Origin of the sequence: Bacillus sp. FJAT-42376, from assembly GCF_003816055.1 — a bacterium.
In the GTDB taxonomy this organism is placed as follows: Bacteria; Bacillota; Bacilli; order Bacillales; family Bacillaceae; genus Metabacillus_B.
Genome location: NZ_CP033906.1, coordinates 2169446 through 2186940, shown reverse-complemented (window position 1 = coordinate 2186940; position 17495 = coordinate 2169446). Strand labels below are relative to the sequence as shown.

At 45.3% G+C, this 17495-nt stretch carries 22 protein-coding genes; 5 read left to right on the top strand and 17 right to left on the bottom strand.

Translation table 11 applies throughout. The features are described 5' to 3' along the window. The first annotated feature begins 77 nt into the window (after positions 1-77). Positions 78-1301: a nucleotidyltransferase gene (locus CEF21_RS10985; RefSeq protein ID WP_123916285.1), complete on the top strand. Its 1224-nt coding sequence runs from the start codon at positions 78-80 to the stop codon at positions 1299-1301. A 33-nt stretch (positions 1302-1334) separates the two neighbouring features. On the opposite strand, the gene CEF21_RS10980 is transcribed toward CEF21_RS10985, so the two are convergent. Both CEF21_RS10980 and CEF21_RS10975 read right to left on the bottom strand, forming a co-directional pair. After that, the gene (locus CEF21_RS10980; RefSeq protein ID WP_123916283.1) at positions 1335-2375 is read right to left on the bottom strand and encodes a SepM family pheromone-processing serine protease; all 1041 of its coding nucleotides are present in this window, start codon (positions 2373-2375) and stop codon (positions 1335-1337) included. Continuing rightward, the gene (locus tag CEF21_RS10975) at positions 2365-3156 is read right to left on the bottom strand and encodes a patatin-like phospholipase family protein (protein WP_123916281.1); all 792 of its coding nucleotides are present in this window, start codon (positions 3154-3156) and stop codon (positions 2365-2367) included. Before CEF21_RS10975 ends, CEF21_RS10980 begins: the two co-directional genes overlap by 11 nt. A 164-nt stretch (positions 3157-3320) precedes the next feature. Here CEF21_RS10975 and ylbJ point away from each other — a divergent pair, with 164 nt between their 5' ends. Then, entirely contained in the window at positions 3321-4529 is a 1209-nt protein-coding gene (gene ylbJ, locus CEF21_RS10970; protein WP_123916279.1) for a sporulation integral membrane protein YlbJ, read from the top strand. 182 nt (positions 4530-4711) lie between these two features. Here the strand turns inward: ylbJ and coaD are convergent, their stop codons facing one another. Further along, positions 4712-5191 (bottom strand): pantetheine-phosphate adenylyltransferase, encoded by a 480-nt coding sequence (coaD, locus tag CEF21_RS10965; protein WP_123916277.1) that lies wholly within the window; start codon positions 5189-5191, stop codon positions 4712-4714. Continuing rightward, positions 5191-5763 (bottom strand): 16S rRNA (guanine(966)-N(2))-methyltransferase RsmD, encoded by a 573-nt coding sequence (gene rsmD, locus CEF21_RS10960; RefSeq protein WP_123916275.1) that lies wholly within the window; start codon positions 5761-5763, stop codon positions 5191-5193. The genes coaD and rsmD overlap by 1 nt, the downstream gene beginning before the upstream one ends. A gap of 688 nt (positions 5764-6451) precedes the next feature. Here rsmD and CEF21_RS10955 point away from each other — a divergent pair. After that, complete coding sequence (locus CEF21_RS10955; protein WP_123916273.1) at positions 6452-6841, top strand: DUF7147 family protein; 390 nt, start codon at positions 6452-6454, stop codon at positions 6839-6841. Positions 6842-6877: 36 nt separating this feature from the next. Here the strand turns inward: CEF21_RS10955 and CEF21_RS10950 are convergent, their stop codons facing one another. From CEF21_RS10950 to ylbD, 6 genes are all read right to left on the bottom strand, one after another. Beyond that, positions 6878-7150, bottom strand: coding sequence for a YlbG family protein (locus tag CEF21_RS10950; RefSeq protein WP_035412999.1), 273 nt, complete (start codon positions 7148-7150; stop codon positions 6878-6880). A 39-nt stretch (positions 7151-7189) separates the two neighbouring features. After that, complete coding sequence (locus CEF21_RS10945) at positions 7190-7489, bottom strand: hypothetical protein (protein WP_123916271.1); 300 nt, start codon at positions 7487-7489, stop codon at positions 7190-7192. Positions 7490-7644: 155 nt separating this feature from the next. Further along, entirely contained in the window at positions 7645-8082 is a 438-nt protein-coding gene (locus CEF21_RS10940; RefSeq protein WP_123920167.1) for a YlbF/YmcA family competence regulator, read from the bottom strand. A gap of 79 nt (positions 8083-8161) precedes the next feature. Then, positions 8162-8560, bottom strand: coding sequence for a hypothetical protein (locus tag CEF21_RS10935; RefSeq protein ID WP_123916269.1), 399 nt, complete (start codon positions 8558-8560; stop codon positions 8162-8164). A 319-nt stretch (positions 8561-8879) separates the two neighbouring features. Beyond that, on the bottom strand, positions 8880-9119 hold the full coding sequence (locus tag CEF21_RS10930) for a YlbE-like family protein (RefSeq protein ID WP_123916267.1): 240 nt from the start codon (positions 9117-9119) through the stop codon (positions 8880-8882). A gap of 3 nt (positions 9120-9122) precedes the next feature. After that, entirely contained in the window at positions 9123-9515 is a 393-nt protein-coding gene (gene ylbD, locus CEF21_RS10925; protein ID WP_164462165.1) for a YlbD family protein, read from the bottom strand. A 127-nt stretch (positions 9516-9642) separates the two neighbouring features. Here ylbD and CEF21_RS10920 point away from each other — a divergent pair, with 127 nt between their 5' ends. Continuing rightward, positions 9643-10134 (top strand): PaaI family thioesterase, encoded by a 492-nt coding sequence (locus CEF21_RS10920; protein WP_164462164.1) that lies wholly within the window; start codon positions 9643-9645, stop codon positions 10132-10134. A gap of 16 nt (positions 10135-10150) precedes the next feature. Here CEF21_RS10920 and CEF21_RS10915 read toward each other — a convergent pair whose 3' ends face one another. Further along, positions 10151-11194 (bottom strand): CAP domain-containing protein, encoded by a 1044-nt coding sequence (locus CEF21_RS10915; protein WP_123920165.1) that lies wholly within the window; start codon positions 11192-11194, stop codon positions 10151-10153. A 400-nt stretch (positions 11195-11594) separates the two neighbouring features. Here CEF21_RS10915 and CEF21_RS10910 point away from each other — a divergent pair, with 400 nt between their 5' ends. Beyond that, positions 11595-11954 carry a YugN family protein gene (locus CEF21_RS10910; RefSeq protein ID WP_123916261.1) on the top strand — a complete coding sequence of 120 codons (360 nt, stop codon included), beginning with the start codon at positions 11595-11597 and terminating at the stop codon, positions 11952-11954. Between the two features lie 27 nt (positions 11955-11981). Here CEF21_RS10910 and CEF21_RS10905 read toward each other — a convergent pair whose 3' ends face one another. From CEF21_RS10905 to ctaD, 6 genes are all read right to left on the bottom strand, one after another. Further along, on the bottom strand, positions 11982-12479 hold the full coding sequence (locus CEF21_RS10905) for a GNAT family N-acetyltransferase (RefSeq protein ID WP_164462163.1): 498 nt from the start codon (positions 12477-12479) through the stop codon (positions 11982-11984). Between the two features lie 77 nt (positions 12480-12556). Next, positions 12557-13018: a DUF420 domain-containing protein gene (locus CEF21_RS10900; RefSeq protein ID WP_123916257.1), complete on the bottom strand. Its 462-nt coding sequence runs from the start codon at positions 13016-13018 to the stop codon at positions 12557-12559. 48 nt (positions 13019-13066) lie between these two features. Next, on the bottom strand, positions 13067-13963 hold the full coding sequence (ctaG, locus tag CEF21_RS10895; protein WP_123916255.1) for a cytochrome c oxidase assembly factor CtaG: 897 nt from the start codon (positions 13961-13963) through the stop codon (positions 13067-13069). A 705-nt stretch (positions 13964-14668) separates the two neighbouring features. Continuing rightward, positions 14669-15001, bottom strand: a complete 333-nt coding sequence (gene ctaF, locus CEF21_RS10890) for a cytochrome c oxidase subunit IVB (protein ID WP_123916253.1) — start codon at positions 14999-15001, stop codon at positions 14669-14671. Beyond that, positions 15002-15622, bottom strand: a complete 621-nt coding sequence (gene ctaE / locus CEF21_RS10885) for a cytochrome c oxidase subunit III (RefSeq protein WP_123916251.1) — start codon at positions 15620-15622, stop codon at positions 15002-15004. Beyond that, positions 15622-17436, bottom strand: coding sequence for a cytochrome c oxidase subunit I (gene ctaD / locus CEF21_RS10880; protein WP_123920163.1), 1815 nt, complete (start codon positions 17434-17436; stop codon positions 15622-15624). The genes ctaE and ctaD overlap by 1 nt, the downstream gene beginning before the upstream one ends. Between the last annotated feature and the right edge of the window lie 59 nt (positions 17437-17495).

Genomic DNA, 17495 nt, shown 5'->3' with positions numbered 1-17495 from the left:
TGTGTCCAAGTTCTGCAGCGCTGTCTATTTACTCTACCATGATGAACCCGGAAATCAAAATAAAGGAGTCAACCGGATTGAATATTTTAGGGCTGATTGTTGAATATAATCCATTTCACAACGGACACCATTTTCATATGCAAGAATCTAAAAAGGCGGCAAATGCAGATATCACAATCGCTGTTATGAGCGGCACCTTTCTGCAAAGAGGAGAACCGGCACTGCTGCCTAAATGGGAGCGTGCACGGATGGCACTTGAGGCGGGAGCTGACCTTGTCGTCGAGCTTCCTTATATCTTTTCCTCCCAAAAAGCGAGTACGTTCGCAAGCGGAGCTGTTTCCATCCTCAGCGCTCTTGGAACGACCCATATCTGCTTCGGAAGCGAAGACGGAGAAATTGAACCGTTTTTGAACACATACCATCATTTGAACCGGAATGAGGAAATGTATAAAACAGCAATAAAAGAGTACATAAAAACAGGAATGAGCTACCCGAAAGCTCTTTCTCTTTCATTTGAAAAAATCCACAGGGATGAAGCTCCTTTAGCCGATTTGGCAAAGCCGAATAACATTCTTGGCTTCCAGTATGTCAGCTCTATTTTCGAACAGAACCGTTCCATTATTCCCCTTACAATAAAACGTACTGCGGCAGGGTACCACGATGAAAGCCTTCCTGCCGGAGAGATTGCAAGTGCCACCAGCCTTCGAAAGGCTCTTTTCAGCGGCGGAGAGCTGTCCAGCATCAAGCCATATCTCCCTTCTTCATCGTACCGGATTCTTTCGGAATGGTTTTCAGAAGGAAAACCATTTATGAGCTGGGAGCGGTATTTCTCCTTTTTGCAATATCAGCTGCTATCAATGGGTGCAAAAGAACTTTCCGGTATATATGAGGTGGAAGAAGGACTGGAAAACCGGATGAAATCAGCGATTAAAGAAGCTGCTTCCTTTCAGGATTTTATGGTGCGCCTCAAAACGAAAAGGTACACGTGGACAAGGCTGCAAAGAATGTGTGTTCACGTACTTACCGGAACAACGAAACAGCAAATGCAGGAAGCCGTTAACGGGGAGCGCAGCCCTTATTTACGGATCCTCGGCATGAATGACACCGGCCAGCGCTACTTGGGGAAAATGAAAAAGACGGTTTCAATCCCGCTGATTACAAACGTGAATGCAGCCGCCCACTCCGCCATGGAACTTGAAAAAAGGGCGGCAAACGTATATGCGATGGGATTTCCCAGAGAAACAAGAGCCATGCAAATGAAGTCAGAGTATGCCACACCGCCGATCCGCTTTCTCCGCTGACTAAAGAACAGCCGCCTTTTAAGGCGGCTGTTCTTAGTTTTGCTTCAGCTTTTCAAGGTATTTAACAGCATCATCAAATGTATCGACAGGCACAATCTTCATTTTCGTTTTTATATCTTTTGCCGTTTTCACAGCCTCTTCATAATTGGAACCTTTTTTTCCGTTTTCACTCGGGGCAAAAAAGATTTGCTTCCCTGCTTTGTCTGCCGCAACAATTTTTTGGGAAATCCCGCCTATCGGGCCGACTTCACCCGTTTCCGCAATCGTTCCCGTACCGGCAATTTGATAGCCTTTTGTGAAATCTTCTTTAGTCAGCTGGTCGTAAATCTCCAGGCTCATCATTAATCCTGCTGAAGGTCCTCCGATATCCTCTGTATTCAGCTTGATATCAGGTTTTACAGATACTTCACGGTCTGTCATGAGTGTAATTCCGATTCCTGCCTTCGTATCGCTTCCCTTTGCCAGGCTTTTTGGAAATTTTGCGATGGCTAATTGTACCGTTCTCTTTTTATTCTCCCGTTCAAAGGTGATGGAGACTTGCTCTCCTTCTTTTTTCTTGCCTACATAGCCGACAAATTCTTCAGCGCTTTTTAGTGTTTTTCCATCTACTTCAAAAACCCGGTCTCCTGCTTTTAGGCTTTTCGATGCGGGCATCCCTTTTACAAGCGAATTCACGTAGACCCCGTTAAACGTGCTTTTTACTTCTTTTCCTGCTTTATGGTAAGCAAGAATTAAGGCAGACTCCTGTGATCCCTCCATAAGCTTAAGCTGCCGGTTTAAATATTCTTCATCTGACTCTTCCGGGGCTTTCACTTGATTCATAGGCAAAATTTCCGCATATTTGTCAAAATTCGCGGCCAGATAACTTATCAGGCTTGCCCTGCCGATACTGACGGTTGTCAGAGAAAAGCTTCCCTTAGAATCATATCCCCCATCAACCTGAATAATCGGTTCAAGTGCCGATGCATTGCCGGGTTTCGTAATGAAATACGGTAATTTTATGTAGGAAATTGCCATGGCAATAATAATGCCGATGACAAACGCCCAGACTGCCCCTCTTTTTTTATTTCTCATTATGAGACTCCTTCCAATCGTCAATCAAAGAACGGATGGCCTGCAGGTTCTGCTTCGCTTCCTCTTCTCCGCTTAGAATGATTTCCTGTATGTTTGTAAATGATCTGGAACTGAATTTGGCTACCTGGGGCCGGAGCATTAAATCTGAAGCAACTGCACGGTGGTGGACGAGCTCATCCTGCATAATGTCCAGGCTTTGGAGGATAACATCAAAGATCGAAGTGATGGCAGCCTGTCTTTTGACGACAGACACATCCACCGAAATGACAAGATCTGCCCCCATATCTCTTGCGACGGAGACAGGAACCCTGTCTACTACCCCTCCGTCAACGAGCAAACGGCCGTCAATCATCTCCGGAACGAATATTCCGGGAATCGCGATGCTCGCACGTACGGCTTCAGCAACCGGCCCTTTTGTAAAAACCACTTTTTCCCCTTTGCAAAGGTCCGTCGCTACAATGGAAAGCGGGATATTTAAATCCTCAATATTATAGCCTTTTGTAAAAGCGCGTATCAATCCCTTTACCTTTTCCCCTGCAATAAATCCCATTTTGGGAATGGTAAAATCCAGATAATAGCTGCGTTTAAATGCAGCGGCAATCTGATATAGACTCTTAATTTCAAGTCCGGCTGCGTACATGCTTCCCACGAGCGCCCCCATGCTGCTTCCGGCAATCATATCAACGGGAATTCCTTCGTCTTTCAGAACTTTCAGCACGCCTAAATGCGCAAATCCCCTTGCGCCGCCTGAACCAAGCGCTAAGCCAATTTTAGGTTCCACCCTTCACAGCCCCCCATGACATCAAATAAAGGCAGTTAGTGAATCTTATGGTCTAAAATGGACGCCTATTCTCGTATATTAAGGTATCGCGAAGGTACATGCCTTCCAGCTATTTTATCATTATCAAGATCCTGTTGTATAGAACATAGAAAGGGGGCGGGCTGATGAGCCGTGAAAAATGGCATACATTGCTGATAGCCGGTTTATTAATTGCTCTAACCGCATCGATTATCCTTCATCCAAAAGCATCACTGGAAGCTTCAAGGAGCGGGCTTGAAGTATGGTGGACCATTGTATTCCCTTCCCTGCTTCCCTTTTTCATCGTTTCCGAGCTTTTGATTGGCTTTGGCATCGTCCGCTTCGCAGGAGTGCTTCTCGAGCCGGTGATGAGACCTCTCTTTAAAGTGCCCGGCGCCGGGGGATTTGTGTGGGCGATGGGGATTGCTTCCGGCTTTCCGGCAGGGGCGAAACTCACTGCCCTTTTAAGAAAAGAAAAGCAGCTCACTCAAATAGAGGCGGAGCGCCTTGTATCTTTTACAAATTGTTCGAGTCCGCTGTTTATGTTTGCAGCTGTTTCCGTAGGGATATTTAAAAATCCGGCTCTTGGACTTCTTCTTGCTTCCGCACACTATTTATCCAATCTTTGCGTCGGCATCATCATGCGCTTTCATGGGCGCCGGACCGAAGCTCTACAGAATCAGGCCAGGAGGAAAAACCGCTTTTTCCCATCTGTATCGGAGGCTTTCCTCGCCCTGCACGAGACACGGCTGAAAAATAAGAAACCCATTGGAAAAATGCTTGGCGATGCGGTTCTCGGATCCGTTCAGACACTCTTAATTATCGGCGGATTCATCATCCTGTTTTCGGTGCTGAACAGGATGCTCGATATTACCGGGTTCTCAAGCGCTGCGGCTGCGGCTCTGAATCATTTATTTTTATTATTCTCTGTTCCCCCAACTCTTACAAAACCCTTCCTTGCGGGACTTTTTGAAATTACCCAGGGAAATATGGAGATGAGTAAAGCATCAGCCGGATTATTGTTTAAAATCATGCTGGCAGGATTTATTCTCGGCTTCAGCGGGCTATCTGTTCAGGCTCAGGTAGCCAGCATCCTTGCAGAAACCGATATTCGTTTCCTCCCTTTTTTTATCGCAAGGATTATGCAGGGGTTTTTGGCAGCCTTTCTTACATGGCTTCTATGGAATCCTCTTTATATCGGCAGAGGCGGTGTATCAGAGACGTCCGTTCCGCCGGATTCCCCTCCCGGATTGGAAGCCATGAATCCTCTCTTTGCGGCCGGACCGGCCATTACTCTAATTTTCCTCGTTCTTTATATTTGGCTTTATTGGCGAAAAACCCTCAGAACCGTATGAAAAACGGCTGAGTTGGATAAATGAAAAAACCAGGAATTCCGGCAAAGCGCGGTCCTGGTTTTTTTGACTTACAGATTATGATGAGATAAGTGCTGCCGGGCAAGAATCGGCTACAGTGATTCAGTCAGGCCAAGGTTATGACGAGCTGGCTAAAAACTGATCCGGTGCTGCCGCTTCTTCTCTTAATTAAATTTTTCTTTCAGCGCTTTTTCAACAGATGGAGGAACAAGATCGGAAATGTCTCCATTGTATTTCGCAACTTCTTTCACAATGCTTGAACTTAAAAAAGAATACTGATTGTTTGTCATCATAAAAAACGTTTCAATCTTATCATCAAGCACCCGGTTCATCGAAGTGATCTGCATTTCATACTCAAAATCAGACACTGCCCTCAGCCCTCTTAAAATGGCATTGGCATTCTTGCTTCTCGCATAATCAATCAGCAGCCCCTTGGATGATTCAACCGTGACATTGGGAATATCTTTTGTCACTTCATTTAGAAGAGCGCATCGCTCCTCCACATTGAACAGAGGATTTTTGGACGAATTGTTCAATACGCATACATAGACGGTATCAAAAATTTTCGCTCCGCGTTTAATAATATCCAAATGCCCAAGCGTAACAGGATCAAAGCTTCCTGAACAAACTGCAATGCTCGCCATTATAATTCCCCCATTCTCCCGGCGCCCTGTCGGTAAATACTGACTGCTGCCATCCCATATGTCTCGTATTTCACTAATTCAAAGCTTCCAATCAAAGCAGGCAGTTCCACTTCCGTTCCGTGCTCTGCCACTACATAGCCGCCATCTGAAAGAAGCTGCTCCTCACTAATTTGATTTATAAGCGCTTTCAATTTTTGTTGCTTATACGGCGGATCCAAAAATATAAGCTGAAACTGCAGCTCTCTTTTTATAATCGCTTTAAGTGCCCGTTCGGCGTCATTCCGGTACACTTCTGAATGATCCTGAAGACGGCAAGCCTCAAGATTACTATGAATCGTCTGGATCGCTTTTGCATCCCGGTCGACAAATATGCACCGGTCCGTTCCTCGGCTCAGCGCTTCAATTCCAAGACCTCCGCTCCCCCCGAAAAGATCAAGTGCCAGTCCGCCTTCGAAATAAGGCCCAATCATATTAAAAATAGCTTCTTTTACCTTATCCGTTGTCGGTCTTGTCGACATTCCCGGAACTGCTTTTAATGGTCTCCCTTTTAAGGAACCTGATACAACTCTCATTTTCTCTTCACCACAGCTTTACAATTTTCCTCGTTTTTCGCAAAAACATCGTACCATAAAATAAAGGGGGAGAAAAGACAAGCCTTTTTAATGGCCCGTCCTTTCTTAAAAAATGGCTCTGTACAAGCCTGACGTCGATTTTAACACTTTGCCTGGAGTGGAAGGCGCGAGGCTCCTGCTCAGAGCAGCGAGGAAGCTCACCGCCCGCGGAAATAAAGGAAAGCACCTGTCGGCAATCAACAGAAAAGGAACAGAGCTAAAAAAATAGAACGAAAGGTTCCAGCCCCATCTGGCGCCAAGCAGGAATCCTTCTCAAGGTGCCTCCTCTGTCCGGATATAATCATCGCTTTCCGCATAAGAGTCCTCTCTTAAGGAAACACAGAACTTCTTTTTTCGGAAAATGCGAAAATCTGAAAACACCTGGGTAAACAAAAAAAACCCTGCAGCATGACCGCAGGGTCCTTCTAAACCAAAAGGCTAGAAGGAAAAGGGAGAGGAGAAACCGGAGGAAGAACTTATGGGGAAACGTAAGTCTTCTCCGCGGTTGGCAACAACATCATGAACGAGATGCTGTCTATAGAAGTATGTCCCCCTCTTCTGCAATCTATACATTTTTTTCCTTGAATAGCGCTGTTTTCAAATTCGTGCTACATTTGGTATGAAACCATCAGCAAAAGGAGCATATACAATGATACAGCGTTTTATTGAGCTTGGGGAAGGCTATTCGGATTTATACGAATTATTGGAACTGATTCGGTATCAAAATGACCGAATTTCTTCGTTTCTTGCACTGAACACCCTCTATAAAGGGAAAAAGGTAACGTCTGTCGGAATCATTATGTCACCCACCGACCCCGGAAAGTTCCAGGCGATTTATTTTTGCCGGGAGGGTATACCCGATCCTGCGGAAAAAGAAAGCGGACGGTACAAATTGTTTCTTGAAGCAGCGGAAAAATCAGGAAAACCGCTTTATCAGCTTGAAGTCAAATCGTCTTCCGCTTTTCATGAACCGGCTCTATTTTATCAGTATTTAACCGGAATTCTTCGCTTAAATCACATCATTCCGCCTCTAAATTAAAAAACGCAATCCGGACCGTACCGGATTGCGTTTGGATTATAAACCCATTTTGTAATCATATTCTTTTGCTTTATCCTGTTTTTTCTCAAACTCGAGCTTGAGAAATGGCTTATAAGAGGGTTCAACATGCTTTACAAAAGAGTAAGATGCAATTTTCTCTTTAAGCGCCTCGTTCTGTTCCATATCACAATACAAAACGACATATTTTAGCCTTCTGGAAATATAGTGAACGTTTCCAAACCGCCGAAGCATTTTTACCTGCTTCAATGAGTGCATCCATACAATTAGACCTTGTCTTTTTCCATCCATTATTTATTCACCCTTTTTCACATGTCCAAGAAAAGTTTATCAGAGTTCGCACTCTTTCACAATATGCATCTGAAGGAGAGAATAAGAATGCCAGCTGAACTTGACCGGATCTGGGAACATTTTCTGAATTTGCTGCACGCTGATCCCGCCTTGGCAAAAGTTCGGAAAGTGGTCATCGCGGGCACCCCGTTTCTTTATGTCTTTAAAAGCTCCCTTATCACATGTTCCGCCTTGCAAACCCGAATTGAAAAAACCGCAAAAAAAGCAATGCTCTTTAAAAGAGTAACGAGCAAAACCGTTTTTGTAAGGGCAGAAGACGATCTCTTCGTTTTCAGGCACCGTTTCTATGTACCCCAGGAAAAAATGTTTTGCTGCGGCAATCGCTGTACAGACTGTATTTTACTTCAGCCTAAACGCCGATAAATTTGGCTGATGCCTAAACAGCCTGCTTTTCAAAAAAAATCAAAAAAGAGGCGGAACAGCCCGCCTCTTTTTCAGGATACTTTGCAGCCGCAGCCTCCGCCGGAACCGCAGCCTCCGCCGCAAGCGGAAAGACTGTCGAAGAAAGGATTTCCGGTCGGAACCTTCACGTGTTCGGATACCGCACTGCCCAGCTCGATGCTTATTTGATCAAGCAGGGACTGTAAATCTGTTTCCGCACGTCTGAACGCAGCCACTTTTTCATTTAAATCAAGCTCTCTTTTGATTTCCCTCATTTCACGGGTAATCGTTTTATAGTCAGGATGATATTTTCCAAAACGCTGAACATCCTCATATTTATCTTTCACTTTCACAAATTGGCTGATAATTTCTTGTGCCGTATGATCTTTCCGCAGTTCTTCCAGACGAAGGCGGTACGTCTCCGCCAAATCAGAATGCAAAATCATATCACTGATCAAATCCGCCTGATCAAGTATTTGCACACTTTCCATTGTTGCATAAACCAATGACAGCACCTCCACAGACCATTTTACCACGAAACAGGGAGGAAGAGAACTGATCGCTCCCTTATCAGTCCACTTTCACCGTCCATTGGTATGGCCTATGAATGACTCCAGGCTGCTTATAGGATTGTACAGAAAGATTGATTTCATGATATCCCTTTTTCAATCCGGATATAGAAAAAGCCGGTGTCATGTAGCGCACCTCTCTTCCCCCATCAATGGACACCGTCAAATACAGCTCACCCTTGGCAAGCTCTTTGTCCGGCATCCCGAAATTTCCACCCTGCACAAATACATCAACATACACCCGGTTCCCTTTAACAAAGTGGCGCACCGAATAACTGCTTCTTTTCAGCTCCTGCGCCTTCGCCTCTATGCTTCCTCCGAAGCCTTCTGGCCTTGGCTTATCATTCGTGCAGCCTGCAAGCATCAGAGCGACAAGGAGCATCAGAATTGTTCTGGACATATGCAGAACCCCCTTTTTTTATAAGGTTTGCCTATTCCGTTCAAAACATGTATAAAGGGCTGGCAGGAAAGGATCCTTCATAAAAACGGAGTTGTCTGGAAAGTCCTGAAGAAAGGCGGAAACCCCCTGACCGCTTTGTTTATGAGCATCAGGGGGTTTGATATGAACACGTATTTTAAGATATTGGAAAGCACTTGACTCAAGCGGGAGCAGAGGAGGCTTAGGGCCCGCTCCGCGGAACCCAAGCTGATGGAACGAGCACCCAATTGACAAATCGGACCTACAGGCCAGAGCCTCACTCCCCTGCCGGGCTGCCCTCTTAATCCTGCTGCTTCATCGAACTGAACATGCCAAGCATCATGGAAGCCATTTGCAAAGAATTTGAAAATTGAGCTACTTTATGCGGAATGGTTTTCTGATAATAGTTCATCATGGCAAGATTCATTTCTTCCTGGGCCTGGGGATTGCGCGACAGTTTCCGGTACCACTGGGGCTGTTCCCTTATAAATGAAGTAATTTCAGGTTTTGACTGAATATAGTCCTGGATTTCTTTTCTCATCAATTAATCCTTTCTAAAGGAGAAAGGCCGGTTTGCCCCGCCTGGAGAACCGCTGCCGGACCCTTTCGAAACCCCGAATGTTTCCAGTAAATTTTGGACAGTAGATACAGCGTTGCTCATTTTGCTTAAAGAAAGATTCATTTCATTCGCATCCATTTTTTTAACGGCCGAAAAAAGCTGGGTGACAAACCCTTTTTCCTCTTCTTTTCCGCCAGCTTCGGTATTCGCATCTCTGAAGTCATTCCAATAGGCATCCTGTTCGCCAAGCAAATACCAATTTTCATAAAATTCCTGCCATGTTTTTGTCCCTTTTCTTGCTTCCTCGATGATTTTTGGATGCTTCCTGACAAACTCTTTAAACTCCTCGACCTTTGGATGCTGCTTCTTCGAAGTCATTTGCCTCACCCCTTTGCATGCGCCTAGTATAGTGTAAGCAGCCTCACCCTGATTGGTTCGCCTAATTTTCTGTTCCCCCTGCATGTTTCTTGTTAAAATAGGAGAAAACGCTGAAAGGGATGCAGCAATGGATAAAGATCAGCTTAAACAGGAAACGATGGGGCTCATTAACCAATTGACAGATGCAGAAACAAACGAATTTCACCTTCTTGTTGAAGCGATGAAGCGGAAACATCAAAAGAGCAGCGGGACTTATATTGGAGCTTTATTACAGGCAGAAGGGACAGATGGCGAAGACGAATTTACTCTGACCATCCCAAACACTGCCCTTATTCAAAATTCATTAAACATTGTACATGGAGGAATTACAGCGACTTTAGCTGATTCTGCAATGGGGACACTTGCACATAAAATTCTTCCCGGCCATCTGGCAGCCGTAACATCTGAGCTGAAAATCAATTACACCGCACCAGGGACAGGTTCCTCTTTATCATGCAAAGCTAAACTGATCCATAAAGGTTCAAAAACGATGCTGATGGAGTCCAGGATCTTTCGGGACGACGGAAAACTTATGGCTTACAGCACAGCCACTTTTTTTATAATTGAAAGAAAAAACTGATAGCCGCTCCCGGCTATCAGTTTTTTTTCCCTGTAAAATCCTGTGTATAATAATCTTTATATACGCCTACACCAAGATGGGTAAACTCTTTATTCAGCAAAGCTTTTCTATGGCCTTCGCTGTTGAGCCATCCTTCAACAGAAGAAATACTGTCGCTGTAGTGTGCGGCAATATTTTCCCCTGCAGTCTGATAGGGAATCTGATCTCTTTTCAGCCTGTCTGCAAGAGTTCCGCTTGTCGGAGAGTCATGAGCAAAGTATTGATTGTCTGCCATATCTTTGCTGTGCGAAAAGGCTGTTTTAGACGTATCATTATCCCAGTCCAAAGGCTCCAGTTCATGCCTGTTTCTAATGATATTGGTAATATCAAAAATTTGACGTTCCTGTGCACGCTGTACCGCTTCTTCTTCAGATGCGGCAAGAGAGCCGGCATTAATCAGTTTGCCCCGGTAAACGACTTCATATGGCCGCTGCTTGATAAATGTCGCCTTGTCCGTTGCCCTGATACTGGATAATGTTCCTTCAAAACGGTCAATGTAGAGCTGGATCACCATCTCTCCCATGTCCACTGCCGGACGCGTGTTCATATCTTCCTCTGAAAGCTCAAAGCGGTAAGAATTCCCCTCATAGTCCATAGACAGGGACGGTGATACAGGGGAAATTTGATAGACCTCACTCAGAGGTTCCCCAAGCCTATACGGTTTCATGTTTACGCCATCTCCAATACCGTAAACCGAAACTACTTTCCCTGACAAAACCCCGACTTGAATATACTGCTTATTCCCCTTATCATAAATCCACCAATCATAATCATATTGGGAAGGATCAATTCTTGACGGTTCCCCAAGCTTTGTGACCACTTGATCAGACGACTGGCCCATTAAAGAAAGCAGCCCTTCTTCAGGGAGTTTGACCGCCTGCTCCTCCGACTCTTCATTAGAAAGTTTTAAATCCTGTTTTTCCTCCTTGCGGTCAGGAGGATCTTCTGCAAACTTTATAAAAACGGCATAAGTGCATATAATAACAGCGATGACCAATATAGACTTAAACAATCTTTTCAGTTCAATTCCCCTCACTTTTCATTGAAAATGCTATGTTAATGATTTTTACATCTGTTTATTATAGCGGAAGGCGGAAGACTCCTGCTTAGTAAACCCCCAAAAGAGGCCCACCGCACACCCAAGGATAAGCGGACAACTGACAGCAGCAATCAACAGCCAAGTTTAACAGAGCTTCCAAAAATAAACGGACTGTTACAAGTCATTTAATCAGAAAAGTTATTGAATTACAATAAAATAAGACAAATCTTACTTTGTAATTACACAGTATGTCCCTTTATATTGAATATCATACCTAATTTTCCAGCAGCATCCACGTTCACATTGAAAGAATGAATGTTTCATACTATTATAAAGATATGGGATGCTAAGCGTTTACATAAGGGGAAGGGAGAAATGTTCAATGAAATTTGAAGGAACCGGTCTGGATCAGCTTTCCGCAGAGCTAAACCGCCTTGACGATTTAATGGATCAGCACGGTTTGATTCGCGCGGGACAATGGGATTATGAACGGGTAACGTATGACAAGAAAATGGAGAAGCTTGGGGAAATTTATTACTTGCGGATTCAGGGCTTTATCACAGAGGGCGATGCTGGAGGAAGACATGCGGTTGTTCAATTAATGAATCCTCTCCTGGGCAAGCATTATTACCCCCATGGTGTGGAATACGGCGATGGGGAAACTTTTCCGGAAGCCATCGTTAAATCGTGCGAAAATACGTTGAACCGGTTAAAAAAAGAATTGGAAGCCATTACCCTGTAAGAGACAGAAGCCCCGCTTTTGTCTTTTTTATTTTGCCAGACTCCAGCTTAAAAAGGAATGCTCTTTCCCCCTGCAGATCAGCCCTAGCCGGCTCAGAATCCCAATGGTTTTATCGTGTTCAATATGGCATTCAGTGGAAACCCTCTTCACTTCTTTCTGCTCAAACAGCCAATCAAAAAAATGACTGACGGCTTCATACCCATTTTCCATCCCGTAATCAGGATCGATGCGGAAATCAAAATTCACCATCCCCGTTTCATCCGGTTTTGAGTAAATATAAAAGTCTCCAATCATCTTTTTGTCCTTATGATGGATAATCAGCCATAATCCCCAGCCATACTCAGAACAGTCCCGCTCAAGTCTTTCTATGTAAAAAGGCATAATTCCTCTGCTCATCTCGGAGGGCCAGTCCTCCGGGATCAAGATAGGCGATCTTTTGGCGAGCTCCTTTTTATGGAGAATGAGCGATTTGGCGAGATCCAGAGAACACGGGACAAGCAGCAGTTCCTCTGTTAAAATTTCCAATGAAGTTTCCTCCTTCATGAAATCAAGGATTAAAAAAAGGGTTACAGAATTATATTCTGCAACCCCCTCTCATTATGTTAAAACCCCGTAATCGCCTTTATGACGGATGTCGTTTCCCCGCCGCCGTATACGATGTACAAAAGCATATAAACAGTCACCCCTGTGACAGCAGTTGAGAACCAAATGATACTTGTTATCGGACCCAATCTCCTGTGGCGCACCATTCTCTGTTTATAGCCGGACCAAATCGAAATAATTCCAAAAACACCGCCTGATGCGGCAAGGAGGATGTGAAAGATTAAGAAAGTAAGATAAAAGACTTTCACTCCGGACGGTCCTCCAAAAGCAGTATTCCCATCAAAAATCGTTCTCGACACATACACAATAAAGAAAACGAGTGCAAATACACCTGCCCAGGTCATTGCTTTGCGATGAGCTTCTATACGGCGCTTTGCAATCAAATACCATCCAATGGCAACAAAAATGGCACTAATCACAATAAATGCCGTACTGATCGTTGGTAGTAGAGGCAAATACATGATTGATAAACTCCTTTTAATTGGATAATGCCGCACTCATGTGCTCTGTCATTTATTGGATAAAATAACCTGCAGCTCTTGCTGATCCTTTTCCCGCTCTTTTCTGACCCATTGAAAGAACACGAACCCCAAAATGGTCCCATATACAGCCTCTTGAATAATCTTCATAATGATGCCCCCGAGCTGCTGATCCTCCGTCAGCGGCATCGAAGTAAACACCTCAGGGCCAGTAAGGTTGAGACCCGTCAGCGTTGAGCCGGGAACACAAAGAGCCATCGCATTCATCCAGGAAGCAGGATCGGAATAAGCAGCATACAGCGGATCTTTTGCAAAAATAATCAAGGCACAAGCCGGAGTCAGAAGAACGCCGTTCGCAAAGATGTATCCCATTTTCATCAGACCGGACATTTCCTCTGAATTGCCCCTCCTCCTGAATACAGGCCACCACATACAAATCGATGTGAAAAAAATCACACTTGAAGCAGCCGCATGATAGGCAGGATTCGTCTTCACCAAGTCAAATACAAGCGGAGTATGATACAGGGAAAAAATCCCGTTAAACACAATCAGGGCAAGAACAGGCTTGGTGAGAAACGAAAAGATCTGATGAAGAGGGCTTCGTTTTAGAACCGTATCCCACATCCAAATGGGTATTCCTATTATAAGCAGCGGCGAAACAACCAAATAAACCATGGCCATCTGGAACATGTGTACACTAAACAAAATGTGTCCAAGCAAGTCAATGGGACTGCCCTTTAAAATATACAGCAGGGCCATTCCCCCGTAAAAAGCGGCTTGCTGCTTCCCATTTACCGGCCGGGATTTTCTGAACCACTTCTCTCTGTTCCGCACTGCCAGGAAATAGCCAGCCGATAACAGGGCGAGAACGGTCAGATAATAAGGACTCCAAAGTGCTTCAAATCCGAATAAAGTCAAATTTTCCAATGATGTCTCCTCCTTTCGGGAGTCCGCGCTGAATCCCTCAGGACCCGGCGCTTCAGGCAGAACTTCCTTACTTGGATGGTTCTTGCTAAAATTTGATGGCAAGCTGATGCTGCCATCCGGTAGGACGCTTCGCTTCTTCGGGCCTGCACCATGCAGGTCAGTTCTGCGCTGCGACACGTCGCGCACTTAGCAGAACTTCCTTACTTGAAAGCGCCCTTCGGTCAGAAGCTCCACCGTCTTTCACGGAGGCCTGCACGATGCAGGTCAGTTCTGCGTTGCGGCAGGAAGCCGCGCCTTTAGCAGAACTTCCTTACTTGAAGCGCCCTCCGCTTTTCTTTTTGTCCAGCTCCGGGCGCTAGCCGTTCGGACGCTTCGCTTCTTCGGGCCTGCACGATGCAGGTCAGTTCTGCGCTGCGACAGGACGTCGCGCACTTAGCAGAACTTCCTTACTTGAAAGCGCCCTTCGGTCAGAAGCTCCACCGTCTTTCACGGAGGCCTGCACGATGCAGGTCAGTTCTGCGTTGCCGCAGGAAGCCGCGCCTTTAGCAGAACTTCCTTACTTGAAGCGCCCTCCGCTTTTCTTTTTGTCCAGCTCCGGGCGCTAGCCGTTCGGACGCTTCGCTTCTTCGGTCAGGGCAAAAAGCGCCCTTCGGTCAGAAGCTCCACCGTCTTTCACGGCTGAGCGAGCGCCCTCCGCTTTTCTTGTTACCACCAGATGATGGTCATGAAGGTTAGGACGGTTAGGAGGGCGACGAAGACTCCTGAGTAGAGGAACAGGGCCGGCGCTTCGTGGCCTTTGTGATTCATGTGCATAAAATAGTAAAGCTGAAAAGCAACCTGCACGACTGCTAGCAGAATGATAAACGGAACGGTGAACCAGTGTTCAATCCCCTTGTAGCCAACTGCTACGAATGCAAGTACCGTTAAAAGCAGCATCATCCCAAAAGAAACGAGCTGATATTTCATGTCCTCTGCGTTTTTCCTTTTTCGGTAGGCAAGGTCCACCTTTGGGTTACCGGAATTTTGATGTTGAGCCATTTATCCCACCATCCCCATTAAGTATACGACTGTGAAAATGAATACCCACACAACGTCGATAAAGTGCCAGTATAGACTGGCCACGTAATATTTTGGAGCCGTATAAAGACTCAACCCCCGCTTGCTGTTTCTAAGGATCAACGTAGTAATCCATAGAAGTCCAAACGTTACGTGGGCACCATGTGTCCCAACCAATGTATAGAAGGCGGAGCCAAATGCATTGGTCGTAATCGTAAAGTCTTTCTCATGAACATAATGGTTAAATTCATAGATTTCCAACCCCAGAAATCCCGCTCCGAGAAGAACCGTAACAGCAAGCCATACTTGCATTTGCTTAAAGTTAAAGTTCTTCATATGATACATCGCATAAACACTTGTCAAGCTGCTGGTTAATAAAAGCATAGTAGCTATAAACACTATAGGAAGCTCGAACAGATCCTCAGGCGGACCGCCTTTTGGTGATTCCCTCAGTGCAAGAAACGTTGCAAATAAAGAGGCGAACAGGACGGTTTCTCCTCCCAGGAACAGCCAAAAGCCAACGAATTTATTTTTCCCTTCAAGGGTGGCTTTTTCTGGAGATTCCGGGAATGTTTCAGCTGTCAGTTTTTCTTCAGCATGCATTACGCCTTCACCCCTTTTTGATCATCTTCAAGTTCCTCTTTGTGAATATGGAATCCATGATCATCGAGAACAGACCTTAAGAACATGGAAACAAGCGTGATCGAGAAACCAATGAAAATTAACAGAATCGCCCATGGCTCATCTGCCCGGTACATAAGGCCAAATGCGGCAACGAAAAATCCGAATGCCATAATGAGCGGGATGATGGATGAATTCGGCATATGAATATCAGATACCGGCTCCGCAGGTGTCATTCCTTTTTTACCTGCCATCTTTTCCACCCAAAGAGCATCAAGTCCCCGAACAAGTGGCGTTTGCTTAAAATTGTATTCAGGAGTCGGTGCCTCAACTGCCCACTCAAGGGTTCTTCCGTCCAGCCAAGGATCCTTCCCTGCCGCTTTCCCTTTTACAGATGTCCATACAATATTAATCAGCATAATGATTGTTGCAGCTGCCATCAATATGGCTCCGGCTGAACTGACAAGGTTGGCAGTTTCCCAGCCTTGATTAGGAAGGTACGTAAACACCCTTCTCGGCATCCCCCAAAGGCCAAGGAAATGCTGAATGAAGAAAGTAAGATGGAAACCAGTCAGGAACAGCACAAACGTAATTTTTCCTAATTTTTCATTAAGGATTTTATTAAACATGAGCGGCCACCAGTAATGAAGACCCGCAAAGAGAGCAAAAACAACTCCCCCAACAATAACGTAATGGAAATGGGCAACGACAAAATAGCTGTCATGATACTGATAATCCGCTGCCGCACTTGCGAGCATCACCCCGGTAACCCCGCCCATTACAAACGAGGGGATAAAAGCGACGGACCACAGCATCGCTGTTGTATAGCGGATGACACCGCCCCACATTGTGAATAGCCAGTTAAAGATCTTGATTCCCGTCGGAACCGCGATAGCCATTGTAGCGACAGCGAAAATGGCGTTCGCAATCGGCCCCAGACCCGTCGTAAACATATGATGCGCCCAAACCATGAAGCCAAGGAATCCAATCAGAACGGTCGCAAACACCATGGATGAATAACCAAACAATCTTTTTCTTGAAAAAACCGGAATAATGTCCGAAAACATCCCAAACGCAGGAAGAATTAATATGTACACTTCCGGGTGCCCGAAGATCCAGAATAAATGCTCCCAGATAACCGTATTTCCTCCCTTGTCTGCTACAAAAAAGCTTGTGTCAAAAAGGCGGTCAAACATCATAAGGGCCAAACCGACCGTTAAAGCCGGGAAAGCAAATAATATAAGTGCTGATGCAACAAAAGTCGTCCATGTAAAAAGAGGCATTCTCATGAACGTCATTCCCGGCGCTCTCATGTTAATGATCGTCACAAGGAAGTTAATTCCTGCCGTTAATGTACCAATCCCTGATATTTGCAGACCGAGTACATAAAAATCAATCCCGTGTCCGGGAGAATACAGGGAAAGTGATGCGTAGGATGTCCATCCCGCATCAGGTGCGCCCCCTAAAAACCAGCTCAGATTCAGGAAGATACCTCCAAACAAGAAGAGCCAGAACCCAAGGGCATTTAAAAATGGAAATGCGACATCGCGCGCTCCGATTTGAAGCGGAACAACAGCGTTCATAAATGCAAAGAGCAAGGGCATGGATGCAAGGAAAATCATCGTTGTTCCATGCATAGTAATAACTTCATTGTATAAACCGGCCTGAAGAAAATCATTTCCCGGAATGGCAAGCTGAATGCGGATCAGCATAGCTTCCAGTCCCCCGATGAGGAAGAAAAATCCTCCGGCTGCCAAATATAATAGAGCAATTTTTTTGTGATCGACGGTTGTCATATAATCCCAAACCGTCGCACCGAATCCCTTTTTCCTAGCGATTGTACTCAAGTCAAACC